General features: G+C 53.1%; 15 protein-coding genes. 9 read left to right on the forward strand and 6 right to left on the reverse strand.

The annotated features are described in order from the left end of the window. Nucleotides 1-38: 38 nt before the first annotated feature. The 4 genes from AC2TAD_RS08660 to AC2TAD_RS08675 all read right to left on the reverse strand — a co-directional run bounded on the left by AC2TAD_RS08660 (nucleotide 39) and on the right by AC2TAD_RS08675 (nucleotide 10,684). Complete coding sequence (locus AC2TAD_RS08660; RefSeq protein ID WP_480867173.1) at nucleotides 39-1,802, reverse strand: adenylate/guanylate cyclase domain-containing protein; 1,764 nt, start codon at nucleotides 1,800-1,802, stop codon at nucleotides 39-41. 532 nt (nucleotides 1,803-2,334) lie between these two features. Further along, nucleotides 2,335-3,360: an adenylate/guanylate cyclase domain-containing protein gene (locus tag AC2TAD_RS08665; protein ID WP_480867175.1), complete on the reverse strand. Its 1,026-nt coding sequence runs from the start codon at nucleotides 3,358-3,360 to the stop codon at nucleotides 2,335-2,337. Next, nucleotides 3,353-3,694, reverse strand: a complete 342-nt coding sequence (locus AC2TAD_RS08670) for an Hpt domain-containing protein (RefSeq protein WP_480867176.1) — start codon at nucleotides 3,692-3,694, stop codon at nucleotides 3,353-3,355. Before AC2TAD_RS08670 ends, AC2TAD_RS08665 begins: the two co-directional genes overlap by 8 nt. A gap of 3 nt (nucleotides 3,695-3,697) precedes the next feature. Next, nucleotides 3,698-10,684, reverse strand: a complete 6,987-nt coding sequence (locus tag AC2TAD_RS08675; protein WP_480867178.1) for a GAF domain-containing protein — start codon at nucleotides 10,682-10,684, stop codon at nucleotides 3,698-3,700. 312 nt (nucleotides 10,685-10,996) lie between these two features. Between AC2TAD_RS08675 and AC2TAD_RS08680 the strand changes: the two genes are divergently transcribed. The 6 genes from AC2TAD_RS08680 (at nucleotide 10,997) to AC2TAD_RS08705 (ending at nucleotide 18,164) form a co-directional block, all read left to right on the forward strand. Further along, nucleotides 10,997-11,704, forward strand: coding sequence for an IS6 family transposase (locus AC2TAD_RS08680; protein WP_480867179.1), 708 nt, complete (start codon nucleotides 10,997-10,999; stop codon nucleotides 11,702-11,704). 622 nt (nucleotides 11,705-12,326) lie between these two features. After that, the gene (locus tag AC2TAD_RS08685) at nucleotides 12,327-13,577 is read left to right on the forward strand and encodes an ABC transporter substrate-binding protein (RefSeq protein ID WP_170750475.1); all 1,251 of its coding nucleotides are present in this window, start codon (nucleotides 12,327-12,329) and stop codon (nucleotides 13,575-13,577) included. 101 nt (nucleotides 13,578-13,678) lie between these two features. Then, nucleotides 13,679-14,572 carry a carbohydrate ABC transporter permease gene (locus AC2TAD_RS08690; protein ID WP_170750476.1) on the forward strand — a complete coding sequence of 298 codons (894 nt, stop codon included), beginning with the start codon at nucleotides 13,679-13,681 and terminating at the stop codon, nucleotides 14,570-14,572. Beyond that, a complete protein-coding gene (locus AC2TAD_RS08695; protein ID WP_353393358.1) occupies nucleotides 14,572-15,453 on the forward strand; it encodes a carbohydrate ABC transporter permease in 882 nt (293 codons plus the stop codon). Before AC2TAD_RS08690 ends, AC2TAD_RS08695 begins: the two co-directional genes overlap by 1 nt. Before the next feature lie 6 nt (nucleotides 15,454-15,459). After that, nucleotides 15,460-16,572, forward strand: a complete 1,113-nt coding sequence (locus AC2TAD_RS08700; RefSeq protein WP_170352692.1) for an ABC transporter ATP-binding protein — start codon at nucleotides 15,460-15,462, stop codon at nucleotides 16,570-16,572. Continuing rightward, the gene (locus AC2TAD_RS08705; protein ID WP_480867181.1) at nucleotides 16,572-18,164 is read left to right on the forward strand and encodes a GMC family oxidoreductase; all 1,593 of its coding nucleotides are present in this window, start codon (nucleotides 16,572-16,574) and stop codon (nucleotides 18,162-18,164) included. The genes AC2TAD_RS08700 and AC2TAD_RS08705 overlap by 1 nt, the downstream gene beginning before the upstream one ends. A gap of 71 nt (nucleotides 18,165-18,235) precedes the next feature. Here the strand turns inward: AC2TAD_RS08705 and AC2TAD_RS08710 are convergent, their stop codons facing one another. After that, entirely contained in the window at nucleotides 18,236-19,177 is a 942-nt protein-coding gene (locus AC2TAD_RS08710) for a response regulator (protein ID WP_170750482.1), read from the reverse strand. A 557-nt stretch (nucleotides 19,178-19,734) separates the two neighbouring features. Between AC2TAD_RS08710 and AC2TAD_RS08715 the strand changes: the two genes are divergently transcribed. Both AC2TAD_RS08715 and AC2TAD_RS08720 read left to right on the forward strand, forming a co-directional pair. After that, the gene (locus AC2TAD_RS08715) at nucleotides 19,735-20,481 is read left to right on the forward strand and encodes an acyl-homoserine-lactone synthase (protein WP_480867183.1); all 747 of its coding nucleotides are present in this window, start codon (nucleotides 19,735-19,737) and stop codon (nucleotides 20,479-20,481) included. A 303-nt stretch (nucleotides 20,482-20,784) separates the two neighbouring features. Beyond that, a complete protein-coding gene (locus tag AC2TAD_RS08720) occupies nucleotides 20,785-21,912 on the forward strand; it encodes a response regulator (RefSeq protein WP_480867185.1) in 1,128 nt (375 codons plus the stop codon). A gap of 16 nt (nucleotides 21,913-21,928) precedes the next feature. Here the strand turns inward: AC2TAD_RS08720 and AC2TAD_RS08725 are convergent, their stop codons facing one another. After that, complete coding sequence (locus tag AC2TAD_RS08725) at nucleotides 21,929-23,287, reverse strand: cytochrome P450 (protein ID WP_480867186.1); 1,359 nt, start codon at nucleotides 23,285-23,287, stop codon at nucleotides 21,929-21,931. A gap of 247 nt (nucleotides 23,288-23,534) precedes the next feature. Here AC2TAD_RS08725 and AC2TAD_RS08730 point away from each other — a divergent pair, with 247 nt between their 5' ends. Then, complete coding sequence (locus AC2TAD_RS08730; RefSeq protein WP_480867188.1) at nucleotides 23,535-24,965, forward strand: sensor histidine kinase; 1,431 nt, start codon at nucleotides 23,535-23,537, stop codon at nucleotides 24,963-24,965. Nucleotides 24,966-25,002: the final 37 nt, after the last annotated feature.

The following is a 25,002-nucleotide window of genomic DNA, read 5'->3' on the forward strand; positions in this document are numbered from 1 at the left end:
GACCGCATCGAGCCTCGAAAGGGCTTCTTTACGTCTCATTAATCCGGCAATCCTGCGGCTTTCAGGCCCGCCACAATCTTTAGTCTGTGCTCTTCCTTTGCATAGGGCAATTGGGAATTCAGCGTGGATACCGTAGCTACAGGGATCAATTCGAGAAGTATCGAACCGGCTTCCTCTGCTTCTTGTAATTTTCCCTGCGCCGTTCTTACCGCCGACAAAAATATATAGTTCATAGGAAACTGAGGCGCGTTTCGTATTGCTGCCTGCAAGTATTCGATAGCTTCTTCATAACGGTCAAGCTGCAACATTAGGTGACCATAATTAAGAAGGTAAATGGGCGGAGTATGTGGTTCTAGCCGCATAGCCCGGTCCATTGGCGCAATTGCCAACTCCGGTGTTCCCGCGTAGATAAGTGAAGAAGCCTGCCACAGATGTCCATCAGAGGAATTAGGGTCCAATGATAAGGCTGTTTCATGCTCAGAAAGAGCTCTTTCGAACCCATCGCCCCACATATGCATCCAACCCAGAAACGCGTGGGCGGCAGCAAGGTTTGGGTCTATCTTGGCGGCACGTTCGGCCTCAGCCAATGCTTCGTCGAACGCATTGTGGTGGCTGTTCCACTTGAAGAACCAAGCATGGAATTTTAAGTAGCTTCTAACGGCCATAGCATAGGCGAAGTTTGGGTCAGCTTCTAAAGCTTTGGTGAATATTACCTGCGCTTCGGCGTTGGCTTGCGGACCCGGTTCACGATAGCGCAGTCGGCCTTTGAGAAACCAGTCACGCGCTTCAGTGTTTTTTGTGTATTGACTGCCAAGACGATTTTCCTCGCCTTCCCGCAATTGTATAGACAGCGCGACGACAATTTCTCTTGTAATCTCGTCTTGCAGGTCAAAAATATCTTCCAGCGTTCCGTCTCTGCGATTGGCCCAGACGTGACTTCCATTCGCTGTTTCAATTAATTGAGCGTTCATGCGAACCCGGTTGCCTGCCTTACGGATACTGCCCTCAAGAACATAGTGCACACCCAACTCCTTGCCGACGCGTCTCAGATCTACTGCCTTGCCTTTGTAAACAAAAGAAGAGTTGCGACCGATAACTAACAAGCCAGACAATTTTGAGAGGTCGGTGATCAGGTCCTCTGTCATGCCGTCTGCGAAGTACTCCTGCTCGGCATCGCCTGACATATTGTCAAATGGCAAAACAGCTAAAGACGGAATGTCTGGCAGGCGAGGGGCCGAAATTAGTTCTGAATCCGATGTGGGCTTTTGAATAGTTGTGACATCATTCGCCTCGCCCACCCATTTCCAGACGCGGATTGGCTCAACGATGTTTTTAACTAGCTGGTCACCCGCGTCTTGAAAATGCACATTCAGGCGGTGCTTGATTTGTTCATGGACTGACGCCGAAATGCAAATCCCGCCAGGATCGGAAAGTGTCTCCAACCTTGAGGCCACGTTGACCCCATCGCCATGAATGTCGTCGCCTTCTACGACGACGTCACCGATATTGATGCCGACGCGAAAAATAATCTCCTCATCAACTGGGAAGTTTCCGTTGCGTGAATGGATGGATTTTTGAATATCGTAGGCGCATGAAACCGCGTCGACAGCGCTTGCAAACTCCGTCAGTACTCCGTCGCCCATCCATTTGACCACTCGACCTTCGTGTTTTGCAAAGGCGGGCTCGATGACGTTTTGCCGTAGTTCGCGCAAGTGCTCTAACGTCCGTTCTTCATTCGCGCGGACGAGGTGCGAGTAACCCACGACATCTGCTGCAAATATTGCAGCAAGTCTTCGTTTCATGCACGCCCCTCCCTAAACAGGGTAGATTAGACTCACCAACAACTGAAATCCAGTTTTTGATTGTATCTCCCACTCAACAAGATTGCGGCGGCTAAGCTAAACACTATCGGCAACTATTAGTTCTTGAAGCAACAATGCCGTGAGAGAATTTTCATCCAGCGCCGCTGCTATAGCGCGATGTAAAAACCAGAAACTACAACGTGTTTTCGAGCTGGAGGCCGCATTGATATGTTCTGGTGTGCACCGAATTAGTCACGCATTTTCAGTGCAGTGAAAGGTGTGTCGATGAGTGTCGGCTTTGTCCGCATAGCAGTCGCTCACACCGAGTGCGGCGACTGTCTAATTCGGAGTCCATTTTGACCGATGCTGCGCGATACCCCAATTACAGCAATGCGCAGAAAGTGGATTTTGCAAAGTCTGACAATATCTAGCCTCCAAGCCCTGAGTCAAAAACGAAAATCATCGGGCGAAAAGCAAAGCCACAAGCGCAACTACACCCGATGTAGTTTAGCTTGCCAGGTTGCATGAATGGTCATAGCGCATGGATATCGAACGGATCTGAGAAACCCTTGATCATTGTTCTACCAAATGTCTCCAACACATTTGCCCCTTCCAACAGATCGAAGGTTTCTTGATCAATCAAAATACGGCTTCCGGTTTTCTGCGTTTCTGCCTCGAGGCGAGCAGCAAGGTTTACGGTCGATCCTATGCAAGTATACGTCGCTCGATTGTCCGTACCGGCATAGCCGGCGACGACTTCGCCAGTCGCTATTCCGATGCCTATTTTTAGGTCACTTTTCCCTTCTGAGCGCCTTTCGAGATTTAATATCTCAATCATGTTGTGCATTTCATGCCCTGCCGCCACCGCACTTTGAGCGGAGTTGGACAGCGGCTGCGGAACTCCGAACAGAGCCATCAAACCGTCTCCCAGCATCAGGCTGACAATTCCGCCATTGCTAGTAACAGCCTCGAACATCAACGTGTAAAAAGTGTTAAGCAGATCAATTGTTTCCTCGGGAGCGAGATTTTCAGACAAGGTCGTGAAACCGCGAATGTCGCAGAACAGGACCGAAGCATTGGCGCGCTTGCCGCCTATGGCAAAGCCGGACTGTTGTAAGTCATGTGCAACCTCAGTTGTTGCAAAGCGCTCTAACAAGCGCTTCTGTTCGTCCCTGAGCCTTTTCTTTTCAAGGCAGCTGGAGACACGTGCACTAAGTAGTGTCTTATTAACAGGCTTTGGCAGGTAGTCTTCGGCACCCAATTCAATGCAGCGCACTACGTTGTCGAGACCCTCAACAGATGACGTCACTATTACCGGTAGATCGCGCAGATCAATGTCCGATTTGACGGCCTCCAGAACTTGGAAGCCGTCCATTTCTGGCATTTCAATATCCAGTAGCAGCAAGTCAAACGGTTGGTTAGACAACATCTCCATCGCAACCCGGCCGTTTTCCGCGACCGATGCTTGGTGACCCAAGAGCTCTACGCTGCGCGACAAAAGCAGGCGGTTCACCTTGTTGTCATCGACGATGAGCAAATGGCCGGGGGCGTCAGACATCAATCATGCTCCGCAACGCGGCGGCGGCAGTGGTCAGGGCTGTCTCCAACGCCGTCGCATCTGTTAGGTCTCCGGCCTCGGGCAGTTCTCCCAGCTCGACTTTCCTGGCCAGTTCGGCAAGAGCCGTCGCACCAAATGTGTTGGCATTCGACTTGATTGAATGTGCAGCACGGCGGTATCGGTCTACATCGGCCTCGCCCGCCGCCGTTTTTAATTCGCCAATCATACTTGGCGCTTCGTCGAGAAAGGTGTTTACAAGTTCGGCTGCAAAGTCTTCGCCTGTGGCGTCTTTTAGTTCCATGAAGATTTCATGATCAATTGGGCTGTCTGTCATGGATCACCTTCTTATTCTTGGGGAATTTAACAGGGCTTCGATAAGGACAGGTACGCGGATTGGTTTGGTGATATAATCGTCCATCCCTGCATCCAGGCACATCTCACGGTCCCCCTGCATGGCGTTCGCGGTCATCGCGATTATACGAGGGCGACTTCCATCCGAATGCGCTTTGTTGATACGGCGAGATGCTTCAAGACCATCCATCTCGGGCATCTGCACATCCATGAAAACGACGTCGTATTTTTGACGGTTCACGCTTTCGACAGCCTCTGCACCGTTGCTGGCCAAATCCGCGCGATATCCCATCTGCTCAAGCAGCCGGAGTGCAAGTTTTTGGTTCACCAAATTGTCCTCGGCCAGCAAAATTCGCAGTGGATGTCGCGTTGCCATATCCGGATCTGTTTGGGGTTTGTCCTGTAGTTTGGACGGCTTTGCTCGTACTTTTTCAGTCGCGAACACTGTAACCAAGGTATCGAACAGGTGGGATTGGCGCAAAGGTTTGGCAAGGTTTGCGGCAAAGAGCTCTTCCTCCAGATCTACTTCGCGTGGGCCAATTGAACTGAAAAGGATTAGTGGCAAACCCAGCTCCTTGGCGCGAACCTTTGTGGCGAGCTCTACTCCATCCATTTCGGGCATATGCATGTCGAGAATGGCTAAATCGAACTCGACGCCTTGTTCAAGTATGCTCAGCGCCTCTGACGGAGATTCACGCGTCGTGGTCTGCATGCCCCATTTCTCAGTTTGAAGAGCAAGGATTTTACGATTGGTGGCATTGTCGTCCACCATCAAAATTCGCTTGCCTTCGAGTTCAGCTTGAACGCCGACAAGACTGCGGGAAGAAGACTTAACTGGCTTTGCAGGTTTTGCCTGGATTTTGAAAACAAAGGTGGAACCGCTCCCCTCGCCCTCGCTTTCAGCCCACATGGTCCCACCCATAAGTTCGGAGAGGCGTTTCGAGATCGCAAGGCCCAGACCAGTGCCGCCGTATTTTCTTGTCGTGGAACTATCTGCCTGGCTGAAAGACTGAAACAAACGGCTCATACCTTTTTTTGATAGGCCGATTCCAGTGTCTCGGACTTTGAACATCAGTTCGAGCGATCCCTGCACCTTCGCAGATTGTTCAACAGACAGAACCACTTCACCGCTCTCGGTGAACTTCACTGCGTTAGAAAGCAGGTTCAGCAAAATTTGCCGCAATCTGGTCAGATCCGCGCTAATCGCCAGCGGTAGAGCGTCATCGAACTCATAAGCCAAATCGAGCTGTTTCTCGGCAGCTTTACCGCTGACTAAATCGAGTGCGCTTTCTATGCATTCGCGCAGGTCGAACGGATGGTTTTCGATATCCATCTGCCCCGCTTCAATTTTCGAGAAGTCGAGGATCTCATTGATGATACCCAACAGCGCGTCACCACTATCGCGGATGGTGTTTGCATAGTCGCTTTGCTCGGCATCCAACTCTGTGTCCATCAACAGGCCGCTCATCCCGATTACCGCATTCATCGGCGTACGGATCTCATGTGACATGGTGGCCAGGAATGCGCTTTTTGCTTCGTTGGCAGTTTCAGCAGCCTCGCGCGCTTCCTCAGCTTCGCGGAAAAGGCGTACGTTTTCGATGGCAATAACAGATTGATCGGCAAATGACTCGGCCATTGCAACATCGTCGTCCGAGAAGGGTGTTTTGGATTTCCTGATGAAATAGAGGCCGCCCAGACACTTGCCTCCGCGCATCAATGGTACGCCAAGGAAAGCTTCAAACCCGCTTTCTTCGTGGAGCTTCTTTGCCAACCGCGGCAGGTCACCCGACGACAAATCATGCACATGCATGGTTTTTCCAGACAGTAATACGGACGACAAAAAATTGTCGTGCGGATCCAGCGGGTGCCGGGTTCTTCCGAAATCACGTATCAGCCCTTTGGGCGAGGCCAAAGCCACTTGCCACCAGAAACTCTCATCCGACAACGCCGCACCGGCCATGTCGCACGAAACAAGCCGTGTCGCGGAATCTACGATCACCTCAAAAACAGGCGTTGTATCCGAGGGCGATTGGCTGATCACCCGCAATACATCAGCGCTCGCAGTCTGACGTGCCAAGGACGCCTGAGTTTCATTAAACAGGCGAACATTTTCCAGCGCGATGATGGCCTGATCAGCGAAGGACTCGGCAATGGCGACTTCATCTTCGCTGAAAACTTTGGCCGTTTTTCGGATGAACACCAAAGCACCGAAACATTCCGTCCCCCGCATCAAAGGCACTGTCAGCGAAGACTTGAACCCTTTCCTGCGGATGATTTCTTGATCGCGCGGGGGTAGCTCATCGGACCGCCACTCGGGCAAATGCAAGGTCTTGCCATTCTTGATTGCCTTGGACGGCAAATTGTCTTCGGGATCAATTGGCAGGCGCTCGGTCCACGTGATTTCTTCGACGCCATCGGGCGTCGCGGCGGCGATTTGCCAGATTTCAGTCTTGTTCGCCTGAATAGCAATCGACAGGTCGCAATCTATGAGGGTCGTCGCCAGCGCGACAATCTTCTCGAAAACCGGCTTCGTATCGGTTGGGGATTCAGAAATAACTCTTAGAACGTCCGCACTGGCGGTCTGGCGGGCAAGTGCGGTTTGCGTATCGTTGAAGAGTTGCGAGTTCTGAATTGCAATTATCGCCTGTGACGCAAAAGTCTCCATCTGCTTGATTTGCTTTTCGTCAAAAGCCGCAGTGGTTCGGCTTCCCATGCTGATAACGCCAATTGTGTCACCATCTCGGATCAGTGGCACGGAAAGGACGGATCGATAACCTTCGAGATTGGATTTGAGCAGCGGATCGTAGTTGGGGTCAGCTTGCGTATCTTCAACATAGTCGGCCCGTCCATGCAGAAGCGCACGTGCCGTAGCCGAAGTTTCCCCGGGCTCAAAAGGATGCGCCTTCAAAAAATCCGCGAATTTGCCCGACAAATTGTGCCCAGCAAAATAATGGTAGTTCCCGTCTTCGGGTGTCTTAAGCGCCACGAAGGCATCCTGCAGGCGACATATGCGGGACGAAACGGCCAGCAACGCCTCCAGTACAGGCTCCAATGCGTCAGGAGATCGGGAAATAACTTCGAGTACCTCACTTGTGGCTTTTTGGTACTCTAAAGACTCCTCAACTTCGGCGGTTCGTTTCTGTACTTCCTCGAATAACCGCGTGTTATTGATCGCGATCAAAGCCTGCGACGCAAAGGTTTCCAGCAGGCTGATTTGTTTATCGTTAAACGCCGAGGCCTGCCGGTGTGCCATGACGATAACACCAAGCGTGCGACCATTTTTGACAAGCGGAACTCCGAGAGTGGTGAGGTAATCGCCTATCTCAGCAGCCTGTTTCCAGGTGTATGTTGGGTCGTTGCGAGTATCTTCTATGTAGACTGTCTTTCCATGCAACGCAGTTCGCCCGATGCACGAGCCTTCCTCGGGAGCTATGGGATTGTCCGTCAGAAACTTCATAAACGCCTCGCTTACGTTATGAGACATCACAACACGATAAAGCCCATCCTCTGCATCCCGCATAGCAAAGAATGCGTACTCCGGCGCGCAGATGCGCGAAGAAACCTCTAGGATGGCGTCCAACACCGGCGGCAGGTCATTTGGCGAACGGGAGATAACATCCAGGACTTCAGACGTTGCTTTCTGATACTTTAATGTCTCTTCAGCTTCGGCTGTGCGGGCTTGAACTTCTTTGAACAACTGAGTGTTGTTGATCGCAATCACGGCCTGAGCCGCAAAAGTCTCTAAGAGTGAAATTTGCTTTGAATTGAATGGTGCGACTTTGTCGTGGCAGAGGACTATAACACCAACTACTGTTTCGCCCTTGATCAGAGGGACACCTAACAGCGAACGATATTTTCCAATGCGGGCCGCTTCTTTCCATGCATACTCGCCAGCCTCTGTATCCTCGTAGTATACTGTTTCTCCTCGTGCTGCGGTTTGGCCAATTCCGCTCCCGTGACCGGCTGGAACAGGGTTAGCCTTCATGAATTTCATGAAATCACTATCAAAATCTAGCATGATGTCAGTGTGGTAAAGATTGTCCTCTGGATTTAGGATCGAAATCGCAGCGTATTTTGGTTCACAAATCCGACTTGCAACCCGCAAGATTTCTTCCAGAACCGGCTCCAGCTCGTTCGGAGACCGGGAAATAACCGACAAGACATCAGAGGTGGCAGTCTGGTATTCGAGTGATTGTTCTACTTCGGCCGTCCGTTTCTCGACTTCGTGGAAAAGGTTCGCATTCGTAATTGCGATAGTGGCCTGATCGGCAAATGTTTCGAGCAGTTGAATCTGCTTAGTGGAAAATCCCGAAACATCGGGTGACCCTAGAGAAATCACCCCCACGACTTCGTTGTTTTTTAGCAGCGGCACGCCGAGCAAAGATCTATATTCACCGACGCCGCTTTCTTCCATCCATGTGTAGGATGAATCCGCTTCAACATCTTTAACATAGATCGTTCGTTTCGACAGAATAGCCCGCCCACTTACACCGCTCTGACTTGGCGAAATAGCGTGAGATTTGACATATTCCGCAAAAGTCGTGTCCTGAGTGAGCGTCGAATGCACATGGAAAAGCTGATCGTCAGGGTTCAGCATCGCAACATAGGCATCCTGCAATTCGCAGATACGGGAGGCCTCTTGGAGGATAGCGTCGAGAACGGGCGCCAGCTCATTTGGTGACGCTGAAATAACCCGCAGAACTTCAGACGCAGAAGTCTGGTATTCTAAAGCTTGCGTCACTTCCGCTGTACGATCCTGGATTTCGCGGAACTGACGGACGTTTTCCATTGCGATCACGGCTTGAGCTGCAAAGGTTTGAACCAAAGCGACATCGTCGTCAGAGAAAGGTTCAACTTCACGGCGGTAGAGGACAATTACACCGAGACCTAGGCCATCCTTCATCAACGGAACTGCCAGAACCGAGCGGGCTCCTTCAATCTCAACCATCTGAACCCGTTTCGGGTCACGATCCCTGAAGTACAGTGGATCGTCCGCGATATCGTCTTGGCGAATGACCTCGCCATCAATCATTGGTTTGATCGCAACTAATTCCGTTCGTGTTAGCGGCTCCACAAAATTTTTGAGCGCTTCGTCAAAGTCGGTTCTTGCGCCGATATTGGCCGGGATCGTTGCGAGCCCCCGTTCGTTATCAGCGACGCATAAAAAAGCGAGCGGGGCTTTGCACAAGCGGCTGGAGTTTTCGAGAATGCTTTGGAACACAGGTCTTTCGTCGTCGCGGCTACGGCTGATGACTTCGAGGATTTCTCGCGATGCTTTTTCGCGCTCCAGTCGTTCCTGAACCTCTCGAAATTGGCGCGTGTTTTCTATCGCTATGACTGCGTGTTTGGCGAACTCTTCGATGAATTGCACGTCGGGATCAGAAAACGGGCGGACTTCGCGGCGGCTAACCGCAATAGCACCTATCGCCTGCTCGCCTTGCATCAACGGGACGACAACGCGCGACCTGATGCCTTCTACCTCGACCATTGTAACAGCAGTAGGATCACCCGAGCGGTAGAACTCAGTATCGGCGATGTCTTCGACGCGTACAACCTTGCAATTTCGTATCGCCGCCGCCGCCGTGACCGAACCATCAAGAGGCCACTCTTCTCCCAATTCGACGTCGGTTCTATCGTGCCCCCATGCTCCGGCCAATTGAATATGGGTTCCCGCAGCGTTGACCAAAACCAGCGCTGCCTGATCTGCGTCACAGATTTCAGTGGCCTGCTGAAGCACGGCTTCAAAGACTCGTGCGTCATTGTCCCGGCTTTTGCTGATAACACTTAGAACCTCCTGCGTCGCAGCTTGCCGTTCCAGCTGAGTGTGCAGCTCATTCATTTGACGAGTGTTATCGAGGGCAATGACGGCTTGCGCGGCAAAGCTCTCGACTAAAGAAATCTCGTCATCGGAAAAGGGTCGCACTTCGCGCCGGTAGATCCCGATGACACCTACAGGGTCACCATTTGCTGACATTAAAGGAACCGTCAGAAACGAACGAACACCTTCCTCATCAACCAATTGCCGGCGCCAGGGATCCCCGTTGATGTAGTGGTCTGTCTCGCGCAAATCGACGTTGTGAATGACGCGCGCTTCCCGCACAGACTCGGCAATTTGTAAATTTGAGTCCAGAGACCAGCGATCCACGCCAACCTTGTATGTAGCCAATTGATCACCAAAATGGGCCGCGTACTCCAAATGTGTTCCTGCCTCATTTAGCAGGCTCAACGTGGCTACATCTGTTTCGCAAAGCCGGGCCGTGTTTTCCAAGATCGTCTGAAATACCGGCGCTTCATCATCCCGAGATCGGCTGATCGTCTCCAGAACATCACGCGTGGCACCTTCACGCGCCAGACGAACCTGCAACTCGCTAAACTGTCGAACATTCTCGATTGCAATGACCGCTTGTGCAGCGAAAGTTTCAACCAGCTGGACCTGATCGTCGGAATAAGGTCGCACCTCATCCCGTGCCAACATCAGGCATCCGATTGCGCTACCACCCACTTTCAATGGGACAAAGAGATTGCTCCTGCACCCATGCGTGTCGACAATGAGTTTAAAGCGCTCATCTCCCGATTTATGAAAATCGGTATTGCCCATGTCGACAACACGTTTTGTCTCGCCACTTAGAATAGTGTCAGTCACGATGGAGTTGCCTGGCTCCATAGTGTATTTGCCGTCCAGCCACAGCTGTTGAATATCCGGGTGCAGGTTGACGCTGGCAATCAGTCGCTGAAGAGTATCCCCCTCTCGTCCGAGAACCAGACCAGCAAAAACAGCGTCACAGAGATCTTTTGCCAGCGTAACAATCAGGTCGAATACTGGCTGAACGTCATCCTTGGTCTCAGAAATTGCTTGCAAAATCCGCGTAGTAGCTTCGAACCGCGCCTGTTGATCATCCGCGCTGAGCCCGGCACTTTGCACGGACGACGGCACTGAACCGGTAGTTCCTCCCGATGCCTTCTTTCTAGCCACCCGCGTTCCGCTCCCAAGCAAACTAATAAAACACACGCGATTAGAGTTTAGATGGCATACCATAGAAGTCACAGAGTTTCTTTGAGGGGTATGCTCCATGCGCTTCAATCAATGATTGTATGGAGTTATCATGGGCGCAAAAGGCGCGGTCAAACCGATGATGAGGGCAGCTTTGAAACTCCTTTCGCAGGTGATCAAAGCTGGTTCCGGCGCGATAGGGATGATGAGCCCGTAACCGCTACGCTCAACCTGAAGGGTCTTGTCAGAAGAACTTAGGTTGAGACGGGCAGGGGGCTCTCGTAGTTTTTGCCTATGACCAGACCTGCCTCTTTCAAATACTTCAAAACCAGCCCTGAGATCATCCGCCTTGCGGTGATGTTGTACATCCGATTTCCGCTCTCGCTTCGGAATGTTGAATACCTACTGCATGAACGCGGGATCGATGTCAGCCATGAAACTGTCCGATATTCTTGGCGCAGGTTCGGGCTGGTGTTTGCCGCTGAGATCCGACGAACGCGTGTTCAACAACAGCGCGCATTCTCGAATTGGAAGTGGCACGTGGACGAGGTCTTTGTGAAGGTGAATGGCAAACGCCACTATCTCTGGCGTGCGGTCGATCACGAAGGTGAAGTGCTGGAAGCGATTGTTACAAAACGCCGAAACAAAGCTGCAGCGTTGAAATTTCTTAAGAAATTAGTGAAACGCCACGGCAAAGCTGAAGAAGTAGTCACAGATCGCTTAGCATCCTACAAGGCGGCGCTCAGAGATTTGGGCGCTCTGGAAAAACAGCAGAAGGGCAGGTGGCTCAACAACCGCGTCGAGAACTCGCACCTACCTTTCCGACGACGCGAACGCGCGATTCAGCGTTTCAGGCGCATGCGAAGTTTACAGAAATTCGCCTCCGTCCATTCCTCCGTCTACAATCACTTCAACCAGGAACGATCGCTCACCAGCCGAGACATCTTCAAGCTGACCCGCAGCGCTGCTCTCGCCGAGTGGCGTCAACTTTGTTCCGGATAGGTTCGCAGTTTCCGCGGCAAACTGAGACTGGTTCGAATTCGTCTGACAGCACCGCCACTTGCGCACATAGGTTGAAGCGTTGGTCAAACGCGCGCCTAATCGCAATCTGCACACCTTGTAATTAAACCACTCGGATTTCTGATTAACCGCAACATCCAATGCGGCCCGATTTCGCGTGATTATAACTCCGTTGGAAGTTGTGTGGCGATGTAAGGTGTCGGACCAACCGGTCATTCTTCGGTCTTTTCCAGACAGCACAGAGCGGTCGCCTGCATCGGTTATGCTCAGCTTGTCTATGAAAACACTGGACGAACCATTCTTGGTGACCAATGATAGCGCTTACAGTCCATCGGCAGAGATCAGGGTGACGATGTCATTTTTGCTTTGAAGCGCCCGCCGTTCAGAAGCGGGGCCTGATGGATCAAAGTCTGGTTGAATTGACCGCATAGGGCCAGTCAGACGCGGGAGGGACAGCGAACATGACTTGTTCGTTTTGTCTTCGAGGTGAGTTGGGCGATCCTTCGTCCCGGCGATGTCTGGGACAGTTGGGTAATGCAACACGCAAGACAAAGGGCCTGCAAAGGGTCCATGAAACGATATCGCATTTAGGGAGGAAACAAGAATGCGTAATCTGCTTAAGACGAAGTCTCTGATTGTGGCAGGGCTACTGGCTACGACCAGCCTGGCGCAAGCTGAAGAGGTCGAGGTTCTGCATTGGTGGACCTCGGGTGGTGAAGCTGCCGCGCTGAACGTACTTAAGGACGACCTGTCTGGGCAGGGTATCGGATGGACCGATATGCCGGTTGCCGGTGGCGGCGGTGAGCAGGCTATGACCGTTTTGCGCGCCCGTGTCACGGCCGGCAATGCACCGACTGCCGTTCAGGCCCTGGGCTTTGATATTCTGGATTGGGCCAATCAGGGTGCCTTGGCAGACCTGAACGAAGTCGCCGCGAAAGAAGGGTGGGACGATGTGGTCCCGGATGCGCTGAAAGCCTTCGCCAAGAGCGACGGCAAATGGGTTGCGGCCCCGGTGAACGTGCACTCGACCAACTGGGTCTGGGCGAACAAGGCGGTTCTGGATGCAAACGGTATCGCGCAACCCACCAACTGGGATGAGTTCGTTTCGGCGGTCGAGACCCTGAAAGCGGCCGGGGTCACTCCGATCGCGCATGGCGGTCAGGCGTGGCAGGATGCAACCGTGTTTGACGCCATTGCGATGTCCACTTTGGGGCCGGACGGCTATAAGGCCGCCTTTATCGATCTGGACGAGGATACGCTGGGCGGTGACGCCATGAAAGAAGCCTTCGACCGTATGGCCTTTGTCCGCGACAACGTGGATGAGAACTTCTCGGGACGTGACTGGAACCTGGCCACCGCCATGGTCATCAACGGAGAGGCTGGTTTCCAGATGATGGGTGACTGGGCCAAAGGTGAATTCCTAAACGCCGGTAAAGTTCCGGGGCAGGACTTTTTGTGTTTCCGTTTCCCAGGTACGCAAGATCAAGTCACCTTCAATGCCGACCAGTTCATGATGTTCGACCAAGGCGGCTCGGTTTCGGCCGAACAGGCCGCGTTGGCCAGCGCCATTCTGTCGCCGAGCTTCCAGATTGCGTTCAACAAGGTGAAGGGTTCCGTCCCGGCCCGGACCGACGTGGATGGCAGCGATCTGGACGCTTGTGGTCAGCAAGGCATGAAAGATCTGGCTGCCGCAGCGTCTTCTGGCAACCTGTTCGGTTCGATGGCGCACGGCCATGCAGCACCTGCATCGGTGAAAAACGCGATCTATGACGTGGTGACCGCGCATTTTAACGGCGAATATGACAGCGAAACCGCTGTGACCGAGCTGGTCGACGCTGTCTCGATCGCCAAGTGATCCACCTGTGATCCTTTCGATAGGGCGGCCTGAAAATCGCCCTGTCGTACCGTGGGTGACAAGCCCCCGGTTCCCCAATACGCCAAGCAGGAGGGCGCGCCATGGCTTCATCGGCCGACGCGGATTTCAAAACTCGTCTGCAGAACTGGATACCCAAGCTGGTCTTGTCGCCGTCGCTGGCGATGATGCTGGTCTTTGTCTACGGGTTCATTCTGTTCTCGGTCTACCTGTCCTTTACCGATAGCCGTATTCTGCCGACATATGGCTGGGTTGGTTGGGAAAACTACGACAAACTGTGGCGGCTAAGTCATTGGGAAATCTCGTTGAAGAACATGGGGATTTTCGCGGGGCTTTATATCGTGATCTGCACCTGTATAGGGCTTGGGCTGGCGATTTTCCTTGATCAGAAAATCCGCGGCGAAGGGTTGCTGCGCCCGATCTACCTGTACCCCATGGCGCTGAGTTTCATTGTCACCGGCACCGCGTGGAAGTGGTTTCTAGACCCCGGTATCGGGCTGGAAAACGTCATGCAAACATGGGGCTGGACCAGTTTCGAGTTTGACTGGATAAAGAACCGCGACTTTGCGATCTATACTGTTGTGCTCGCCGCTGTCTGGCAAACCAGTGGATTTGTTATGGCGATGTTTCTGGCCGGTCTTCGAGGCATCGACAATGAAATCCTGCGCGCGGCGCAGATGGACGGGGCCTCGAACTGGAACCTCTATCGCCGGATCATCATCCCGCAATTGCGCCCAGCATTCCTGTCGGCCTTCGTGATCCTCAGCCATCTTGCGATCAAGACCTTTGATCTTGTGATTGCCCTAACCGGTGGCGGGCCGGGCCGGGCGACCGAACTGCCCGCGACGTTTATGTATTCCTACACTTTCACGCGGAACCAGATGGGCATCGGCGCGGCTTCGGCCACGATCATGCTGATGACAATTGCGGCGATCATGATCCCCTATCTCTATGCCGAATTGCGGGAGAAACGCTGATGTCTCAAGCCTCGCAAGATACCGCAATTCGCACGGGCCGCGTCACCCGCACGCTGATCTATCTGGTGTTGCTGCTGTTTGGTCTGTTCTACCTGCTGCCGCTTTATGTGATGCTGGTGAACTCGGTCAAACCGCTGGAAGAGATCACTGGCGGCGGCATGATGAACCTGCCGCAGGTCTTCACGCTTGAGCCTTGGCTCAAGGCGTGGTCTTCGGCCCAGATCGGGGTCGATCCGACCGGGCTGAAGCCCTATTTCTGGAATTCGATCAAAATGGTGGTACCGGCGGTGATCGTCTCGACCATTTTGGGAGCGCTGAACGGTTATGTGCTGACCAAATGGCGGTTCAAGTACGACACCATCCTGTTCGGACTGATGCTGTTTGCCTGTTTCATCCCGTTTCAGATCGTACTGATACCCATGGCACGGATGCTGGGCCTGATGGGTCTGGCGGGCACCACATGGGGCCTTGCTCTGGTGCATGTGGTTTATGGTATCGGATTTACCACGCTGTATTTCCGCAACTATTACGCCGTTTTCCCGACCGAGCTGATCCGGGCGGCACAAATCGATGGCGCAGGGTTCTTTCAGATCTTCTGGCGCATCCTGCTGCCCAGTTCAGGACCGATCGCCGTGGTGTCGATCATCTGGCAGTTCACAAATATCTGGAATGACTTCCTGTTCGGGGCCTCATTCGCGGATGCCAACAGCCAACCCATGACCGTGGCGCTGAACAATCTGGTGCAGTCATCCACGGGGGTAAAGGAATACAACGTTCATTTCGCAGGGGCCATTTTGGCGGCCCTGCCAACTCTGCTCGTCTATATCGTGGCCGGTCGGTATTTCGTCCGCGGCCTGATGGCGGGTTCGGTGAAAGGATAAGACCTCATGGGTTTTCTAGACATAGACAACGCGACCAAATCCTATGGCGCGGTCGAGGTTTTGCACAAGGTCGATATCTCGGTGCAAGAGGGCGAGTTTCTGGTGCTGGTTGGCCCTTCGGGTTGCGGCAAGTCGACCCTGCTGAACATGATCGCGGGGTTGGAAGAAATCACCAGCGGTGAAATCCGCATTAAGGATCAGGTGATGAACGGCGTCCACCCGTCGAACCGCAACATCGCCATGGTGTTCCAAAGCTATGCTTTGTACCCAAACATGACCGTTGGGCAGAACATCACCTTTGGGCTTGAGATGCACGGCGTGCCCAAGCCCGAACGTGAAAAGGCCATGGCCGAGGTTGCCAAGCTGTTGCAGATTGAGCAGTTGCTGGACCGCAAGCCCGGCCAGTTGTCGGGCGGTCAGCGGCAGCGCGTTGCAATGGGGCGGGCCTTGGTGCGCAACCCTGATGTGTTTCTGTTTGACGAGCCGCTCTCGAACCTCGATGCCAAGCTACGCGTGGACATGCGGACGGAAATCAAGAAGCTGCACCAGAATCTTGGCACGACCATTGTCTACGTGACCCATGACCAGATCGAGGCAATGACGCTGTCCAGCCGCATCGCGGTGATGAACGGCGGCTACGTTCAACAATTGGGTACGCCGCAAGAGATCTACGACACACCCGCCAATATCTTTGTAGCAACCTTTATGGGGTCGCCCGCGATGAACGTGGTGCCGGCCAAAGTGGTGGTGCTGAACGGGCGACCCCATGCCGAGGTGGCCGTCCATGACGGGTCCATGACACAGCTACCGTTCAGTCAAGATAACCTGGCCGCGTGGGACGGGCGCGAAATCCTGCTGGGCATTCGCCCTGAAACGATCACTGATATGGATGGCGCGGATCGCAAGTCCTCGAACATTGCTCAGATGGGCAATCGGATTGTTGTGACCGAACCGGCGGGCTCGGACACGTTCGTATCGATGCAGTTGGGTGGGCGGGACGTAATCGCTCGCATGCGGTCGGACGCCGAGGTCGCGCCGGGGCAGGATTTCACTTTTGCAGTGAACATGGAAAAGGCTGTGGCGTTCGATCCCGAAAGTGAGATGCGGATCACGCCGTGATGCCCGAAGGGTATGATTTCATAGTGGTCGGCGGGGGCTCGGCCGGGTCGGTGATAGCGGCGCGTTTGTCCGAAGAAACCTCGGCCACGGTCCTATTGCTTGAAGCTGGATCGTCGGATCGGCACCCGCTTTTTCATCTGCCTGCCGGGTTTGCCAAGATGACCAAGGGCATAGGCAGTTGGGGATGGACCACCGTGCCGCAGAGGCACATGCAGAACAAAGTGTTTCCTTACACCCAAGCCAAGGTGATCGGGGGCGGCTCCTCCATTAACGCGCAGATATACACCCGCGGCGCGGCGCAGGACTATGATGATTGGCGACAAATGGGCTGCGTCGGATGGAGTTACAACGACGTTTTGCCGTATTTCCGCAAGTCCGAAGACAATGACAGTTTCGAGGATGAGTTCCACGGCAAAGGCGGGCCGTTGGGGGTCTCCAGGCCTGTCGCGCCCTTGCCGATCTGCGATGCCTTCATCGAGGCCGCCGGGCAGGTCGGTATTCCCAAAACGTACGATGTTAATGGTGATCATCAGGATGGGGCAGGCTATTACCAACTGACCCAGAGGAATGCACGTCGGTCTTCGGCGGCGATGGCGTTTCTTGCTCCGAACCGCAACCGTCAAAACCTAACCATTCGTACTGGCGCGCAGGTTCATCGACTGGTGGTCGAAAATGGACGGGTGGCCGGGATAGAGATGATGGATGGCTCGGTCCTGACCGCGGCGCGCGAGGTGATCCTTTGCTGCGGGGCCATTGGATCACCGCGTCTTCTGCAACTGTCCGGTATAGGCCCCGCCGATCATTTGGACTCTTTGGGGCTTAAAGTCACATACGATCAGCCACAGGTTGGTGCGAACCTACAGGATCATCTGGATCTATACGCAATCTGCGAGGTCACCGGTCCGCATACGTATGATCGGTTTGCCAAGCTGCCCTTTTCGGCTCTGGCTGCGTTGAAATACGTGTTCACGCGAAATGGCCCTGTTGCGTCGAGCCTGTTCGAGACTGGCGGGTTTTGGTATGCAGATTCACAGGCTCGTTCACCCGACATACAGATGCATCTGGGCCTGGGGACGGGGATTGAGGCCGGGGTTCAGGCTATGCCGAACGGCGGCGTCACACTCAACGCATGTTTCTTGCGTCCACGATCACGCGGGACAGTGCGTTTGCAAAGTTCGGACCCTATGGCGATGCCCTTGATCGACCCGAACTATCTGGCGGATCCTTATGATCGAGAAATGTCGATCCGTGGGTTAAAGCTGGTGCAACGCATTCGCGCCCAAGACGCTTTGAAGCCCTTTATTCTGGCCGAGCGACTGCCAGGGCCGGATATTCGAACAGATCAGGATTATTTCGACTTTATTTGCGTGCACTCAAAAACATCGCACCATTGTGCCGGGACGTGCCGCATGGGGGTGGATGACGGTGCGGTTTTGGACCCACGTCTGCGCTTCAATGGGATCGATGGATTGCGGGTTGCGGATGCGTCAATCATGCCCACGGTGAACTCATCGAACACCAATGCCCCTTCAATCATGATCGGTGAAAAAGCTGCCGACATGATCAAACTGGATCACGGTATGTCCCTTTAACCGCTCGCGCAGCTGCGAACACGCGAACTTTTAGTGCATTTTGGAAATGGCTTTCCCGGGCTCGGCTTGGATTAGCCGAACCGGGCAACCGGAGTATTTGGAATGTCTGCCAGTTCAACGGCCTTGTCGATCAGGAACAAAGCTTCCATCTTTGACGAGGCGCGCAATGCGACCACTTCGCCAACATGATACGAGAAATCTCGACCCGAAACACTGCCATGCGAGCCTTTTACGAAGCGATTGGCAAGTTTGTGCTGCAACTCGGCAGCGGAAACACCCGGCTTGCTTTCATGTATCAGTAGGAAAACGCCATTGCCCCAATAGGTGGCAAAATTCCGACCTTCCTGCGAGACAGTCAGTAGTTCATTGCCAGCGGTCGCCATGGCTTCGCGGAATTCCACCGAAGTTGCGGTTCGGAAGATGTCTTCGACCTCAGCCACTTTGACGGCCATCATCTTGGACGCGCGTGAGTGCATTGTCGACAACTGTACGACATAGTTCTCAAACTCGGCCAAGCCGATACAACCGGGCAGGTCACCGAAATAGAGCGGATCGCTAAGGCGGAAATTGGTGTTAATCTCGGAATCGTTGACGGCATACACATCCGCTTCGATCACTTCGATGGCTGCGCGTCGTTCAGCTGCCAGCCTGTAGGCGTCGGAAAGCCGTTGTTTCAGATCGGCAAACTCGAACGGTTTCGTCACGTAGTCTGTGGCGCCGACCTCAAACGCTTCGTCGATGTACTGCTTTTGCACCATAGCAGTGATCATGATGATCGGCGTAAACTGATAGTCAGGAAGATTGCGCGCATGCTCGCAAAGTGTGATGCCGTTCATTTCGGGCATTTGGACGTCAAGCAAAAGACAATCGAAAATCTCGGTCGTTTCCGCAAGGATGTCGAGCGCCTCTTGACCGCTGCGAGCAGTCACTACGTCTTCGTACCCAAAAGCCCCCAGAACGCAAGTCAGAAGCTCCAGGATGCTGGGGTCGTCATCTACGGCAAGTATACGCATAAACAGTCACCAATCTTTGCCACCATACTGACCTTGAGGACTCAAAAAGTGCCGCACAAAGGCCGGAGGGGCGTTGAATATCGCTTACACGCAGGCTGTCCGAGAAAAACGGCAAAAGGATGACGTATGCTGGGCGCGGAAGTGACCGAATATTTTTTTTCGGGTTCAGTCATACTAGCCGCAGAAACTGACATGTTTGGCTCGTTAGGGCCGGTCGCGGCAATCACAGGTTGGGCGGCGAAGTGATGCAGAATGACAGTTTTACAACCACCAGCCCGCGAGAGGTTAAATTTTACGATGGTGTAAGCTCTAAAACTGGCGAATTAAGGAATACAATGATGATTCAAGACGTTGTCTAATCAGGTTGAAACCACGATGCAGTGCATTTTTCGCAAAACCGCATGCTAAATGTGCCAAAAACTCGCCCTGAATGCTCAATGTTTTGTATGGGATGTGAATTCGCCACACAATGACGCGATTACCGGAAAAAACATCATTTAGTTGTAGACGCAGCGATTCATATCTTGTCATAAGTGTGTCTAAAATAAGAGCAAAATATGGACCGACCACTCAGGTATGAACAGGCATACTCAGCGTCCAAGGTATTTCCGGACCTGGAGCCAGCCAATACGGCCCAACCCGTGCCCCAACCGTCGGCACGGCGTAAGCTATTTGCGTTCAAGCGCGACACGCCTGATCGCAAGCGCGAGCTAGGGAATGTCCGTGCGACCGCAATGAGCTTTCGCAACATGCACGAGCACGGCACATTGTTGGCAAAATATCTCGAGACTCGAAAAACGATCTTCATCGATCGCCTGCACTGGAATGTAGGTGAGGCGGATGGGATGGAGTTTGACCAATATGACACACCGGCCTGCCGCTGGGTCGTTCTGCATGAATTCGGCGAGGTTTTGGCAGGCGTTCGCCTTTTGCCGACGAACGCGCGGTGTGGGGCCTACACCTATATGCTGCGGGATGCACAGAAAGGGTTGTTGCGCGATCTTCCGACGGACATTCTGTTTTTCGAGGCACCGGCAAACCCCAAGATCTGGGAAGCCTCCCGGTTTTTTGTCACCGAGAGCGTAGCGGCTTCTCGCAGGTTGGCCGTGCAGCAAGAGCTGTTTTTCAGGATGACCGCTACGGCAGAAGAAAACGGCGCGACCCGCATCCTGGGCATCGTTCCTTCAGTTTGGGCACGTTGGTCGCGCAGATTGGGTGTTGGGGCTGCTCCGGTCGGGGCAAAGTTCTCGATAGACGGTACAGTAAGCCAGTCGGTTTTGTTCAATATCCACAGCACGTCTTGACACTGATCCGAGCCCTCGATCGTAGGACCGGTAAAACAACTTGAGCGATTTGTCCGCGACTGGTAGATTATGTCAGGGTTTGATTTGACCCCAAGCTGGGTGATATGCTGCTAAATCGTTAAAATTAAACATAAAAACCTTTTAAGTCTCGGTGCTCGGCGACATTAGATCTGAGAGTTTTCGCCAAAATAACGCCAAGAAAAAACCCAATTTATCCAAGGTTTTTGCGATTTTTGCCGCTGTTTCGTCCTAGTCGTTTTCTATTCTGAGCCTGTTTAACAGGTTGAAAGCGGTTGACTAGTCATGAAGCATACGACTCCGACAAGTGATGAATTCCAGCGCAAATTGGACATGCGCGCGTTGAAGCGGACGCCTCTGAAAGTGCTGGCCGTTGACGACGAACCCGGAATTCTTGAGCTGTTGCAAACAGCTTTGGCCGAGTTTGAAAGCTGTCAGGTCTCTGTTGCCAGTTCCGCCAGCCAAGCGCTGCAGGTTATCAAAGAGGCGGAAACACCGTTCGATTGCCTTCTATTGGACATTCAGATGCCCGGTACCAACGGGATCGAATTGCTGCGGCAGATACGGAACACACCCGGAAACTCGGAAACGCCTGCCATAATGCTGACCGCCATGAGCGACCGAAAACATGTCGAAGACGCTTTTGCCGAAGGTGCGTTTGACTACGTTACAAAACCGTTTGATTTCTTCGAGTTGCGCAGTCGCATGAATGCGGCCCATCTGTTGATGCAGGAAAGGGTCCGCAGCCGGATTTCATCGGTTTCGGTCAAGAACCTGCAAAACGTTCTCGACTACAACCAGCAGTTCAGCTTTGAGGACCCTCTGTCTGTCGACGGTCTGAAACGTTGTCTGCGTTATGTCGAATTCGACAACTATATCGAACAACTGGGCCGCAGTCGTTTGTTTGACTCGTGGGTGACCGCCATCAGGTTGCAAGATGCAGCCTTTCGCTTTGATCTGAACGACTTCGGAGAGTTTCGTCGCATCATCGCAGATCTTGGAAAAAGCATTCAAGCGGGGACAGCCGAGGCCGAAGCTATTTTCTCATACCGTGGCAGCGGCATCTATTTGGTCGTGACGCACGGGCGGTATTGCGCAGCGAAACTGCCAAGTGAAGATCAACTTAATCAGAACTTCGCTCAGATTTTAGCGCAGCGGAACGTATCAGGCGATATTCGCACGGTCATGAGTACACCAATCTCAATGAGGGCGTTGTCTAAATCGGGTGCTCTTGCTGCGTTCGACAAGGCCGTCGCGAAGCTTGAACTGCGTGAAAAGGGCGCTCCGGCCGGGCAGCAGGCGACGCAAGAACAGACGCCACATTCGTCCAACAAGACCAAGCCACGAGGCAGCTTGTTCGAAACGGTGTTGCGAGAGATGTACGGTAGCCAGACTTACCTGAACCGGGGTTGAGCCAACAATGTCCTGCCTAAACAGGTGAGGCATTCAAAATAAGCGGGCCGCTTGTGCGCATCGTGAAAGTCAAAACCGGTTCTGGCAACGGTTCGTCTGACAGCGAAAACGCGACTTTGCGCAGCACTGAGGCCATGAGAACCATGATTTCCGTCTCGGCGTATTGAGCGCCAATACATATGCGCGGTCCGGCACCAAAAGGTATATATTGCCCTCGGGGTATGGTCCCGCCAAGAAAACGTTCAGGACGATATTGATCAGGTTCGTCCCACAGTTTCTCATTCCGATGTAACGAGTATACGGGGAAGAACAACGCGTCACCGTCTTCGATCTTAACACCGTTTATGTCCAGTTCAGCGCCTGCGTCCCTGGCGAAAAAGGCGGCTGATGGATACAGCCTAAGCGTTTCTTTGATGTGGGCCCTCAGCAGCGGCATGTTTTCCAAATCGGAATACTCCACAGGGCCATCCGGTCGAACCGACATGATCTCGTGTCGGACGCGGTTTTGCATTTCTGGGTGCAGCGCCAGCAGGTAGTACCCCCATGCAAGCGCATTGGCCGAAGTTTCGTGTCCCGCGACCACGAAGGTCAGAAGGTTGTCCACTGTCGTCTCAGCATCTTCAAAATCCGACTTTAAAGCCTCAATCATCAGATCCAAAAAGTCTTCAGGCTCATCGCGGCTTTCAGCACGACGCAGGTCGATCACCTGGCGGGCCAGATCGCGCATAGTAGTAACTGGCGCCTTGCTGCTGAGCCATTTCTTGCGCGGTAACCATTTCGGAAGGCCCATTAAGTCAAACAGGGAAAGGTCTGAAATATAATTAAAATATGCGATCAGCCCAACGCGGATCTGCTCGGCGCTGACTTCTTCATTGCCCGAAAAAATGACGCGAGAGATATTGGTCAGTGTTGAGGCAGGCGCAACCTGGGCCACATCGACTGGCCCGGGATGCTCGGCCAATGAATCCGCTACTTCGATCCCTGTTGCGGCAAAATGGCGTGCCAGAACCGGCAAGTTGCGTGCCGCAAATAAGGGCGAGTAGCGATGCCGCTGCTTCCGCCATTTCTCTCCCTCGGACAGGATGAGACCGTTCCCGACAGCTGATCCGATGATGTCCTTGGTGAATTTCGCTTTGGGGAAAGCGCGCCCCTGACCGACCAGCAACTCGGTGATCATTTCGGGTTCGCAGATATAGTGGATATTCAGCGGACCCCGGACGTAAGTTTCGCGCAGCGTTTCTGCGGGAATGACCTCAAGCATGTTGCGCCCTGCCGAGCGGGCGAATTGAAGCAATGTGACCGGCTCTTCGGCAAGCCGTGCCGAAACGGGTGTCACACCCTCGTGATTGGCTTCTATCTTTCCAATAGCGACCACAACCCCACCTCTTTGTTTGTCTCGCTAGCCTGTTCTTGCATTAAGGGGTAAGGGGGTCAAAAAGGCAATAAAATCGTTAATTTATAACGCACAGTGTTGTGTCTTTACCGGCATAGGCCAGCGAAGGTATTCGACAATAATTCGGCCGGATGAAGACTATTGCCAAACTGTGAACGAAATTCCGACCAACTACGTCCTCATTGTGTCGATAAATCTCCTCTAACTGATCAGCAAAAAAGACTTTACGATGACCGCCATCGAAGCACCCCAACTAGACGGGGCACCCCAAGACAGCGACAGCAGGCTGCTACAGAATATCAAAGATTACACTGCCATGAGCTTTGCGCTGCTTTGGCAGCGGCAGGCAATTTTCCTTGCAACTACGATCCTGACAGCGTTTTTCTTCGATCCGCTGAACGCACTGTTTTTCTACGGGACAATATTGATCTGCGAGGCGCAAGACCTTTACCTGGCTAAGCGGGTAGCACGCCTCACGCCTAAGGAACGCCGGTCGATCGCGATGATGGTGGCGTGGATTTTGTTCAATACGATCCTCAGTTCTACCGCTATCTGCCTTTACGCGGTGTCTGTTGCGCTGAAACAACCAACAGGCGGTCACTTCACCCCGCTTTTTTTCTTGTTCGCCGCCGCCCTATTTGCGGCCATGAACAACCACCAATTCGTTTGGGCCATGATTGTGCGCCTCGCCATGTACGGCATCTCGTTCATGGTGATCGTGGTCAAAGACATCTGGATCGAACAGCCCGACCTTTCATCGGACTTGTGGCTGCATTTCTTTACCGTCGTTTTCGTGATGTACTTTCTGATCGATTGCTCGCTGGTGTTTCTCAAACTGTACCAGACCAACTTAGAGCAGCTGGAAAAGCTCAGGGAAGAGCATGAGCGGACCAAAGCGGCTTATATTGCGAAGACTCAGTTTATCTCGACGGTCAGCCATGAGTTGCGTACGCCATTGACGTCAATCAAGGGTTCTTTGGACCTAATCAAGTCAGGCGCCATGGGTGAGGTGCCAGACAAGATGCAAAACCTTGTAGAGCTGGCGAGTAAGAACAGTGAGCGTTTGGCCTCGTTGATAAACGATGTTTTGGACATCCAGAAAATGGAAGCCGGCGAGATGGTCATCAAAGAGACGCGGATCAACGTGAACTCGCTTGTGGATGAGGCAATCGCTTGCAACCTAGGATTTGCCAGCGCCCATAATGTCGAACTGGTCGAAGAACGTTCGTCCGAACAAGATTTGTTCATCAAAGGTGACGCCTCGCGATTGATCCAGGTTCTGACCAACATGATCTCGAACGCGGCGAAGTTTTCGTTTGAACGTGGCGTCGTCACTGTAGGGTGCGAGGTCGTCGGATCGCGGGTGCGGGTATACGTGAAAGATCAAGGGATCGGCATCCCCGAGGGTAGTCGCGACAAAGTGTTTGATCGTTTTTCGCAGATTGATTCATCAGATGAACGGCACGCCGGAGGAACCGGCTTGGGGATGAGTATTTCGAAGGAGATTGTTGAGCATTTCGGCGGGACAATTGACTACGAAAGCACACTAGGTTTCGGCACCGTATTCTTTGTGGAATTCCCGTTGCTGGAGGTCAGCAAGAAAAAGGCACTGTCTGAACAGCGCCTTTCACTGGGAAAGAATGCGCTGGCCGGAGAGTAGGGACAGTATTCTAAACTCGCCCGGCCATATTCGGATA

Source organism: Ruegeria sp. HKCCD7628, assembly GCF_057221005.1.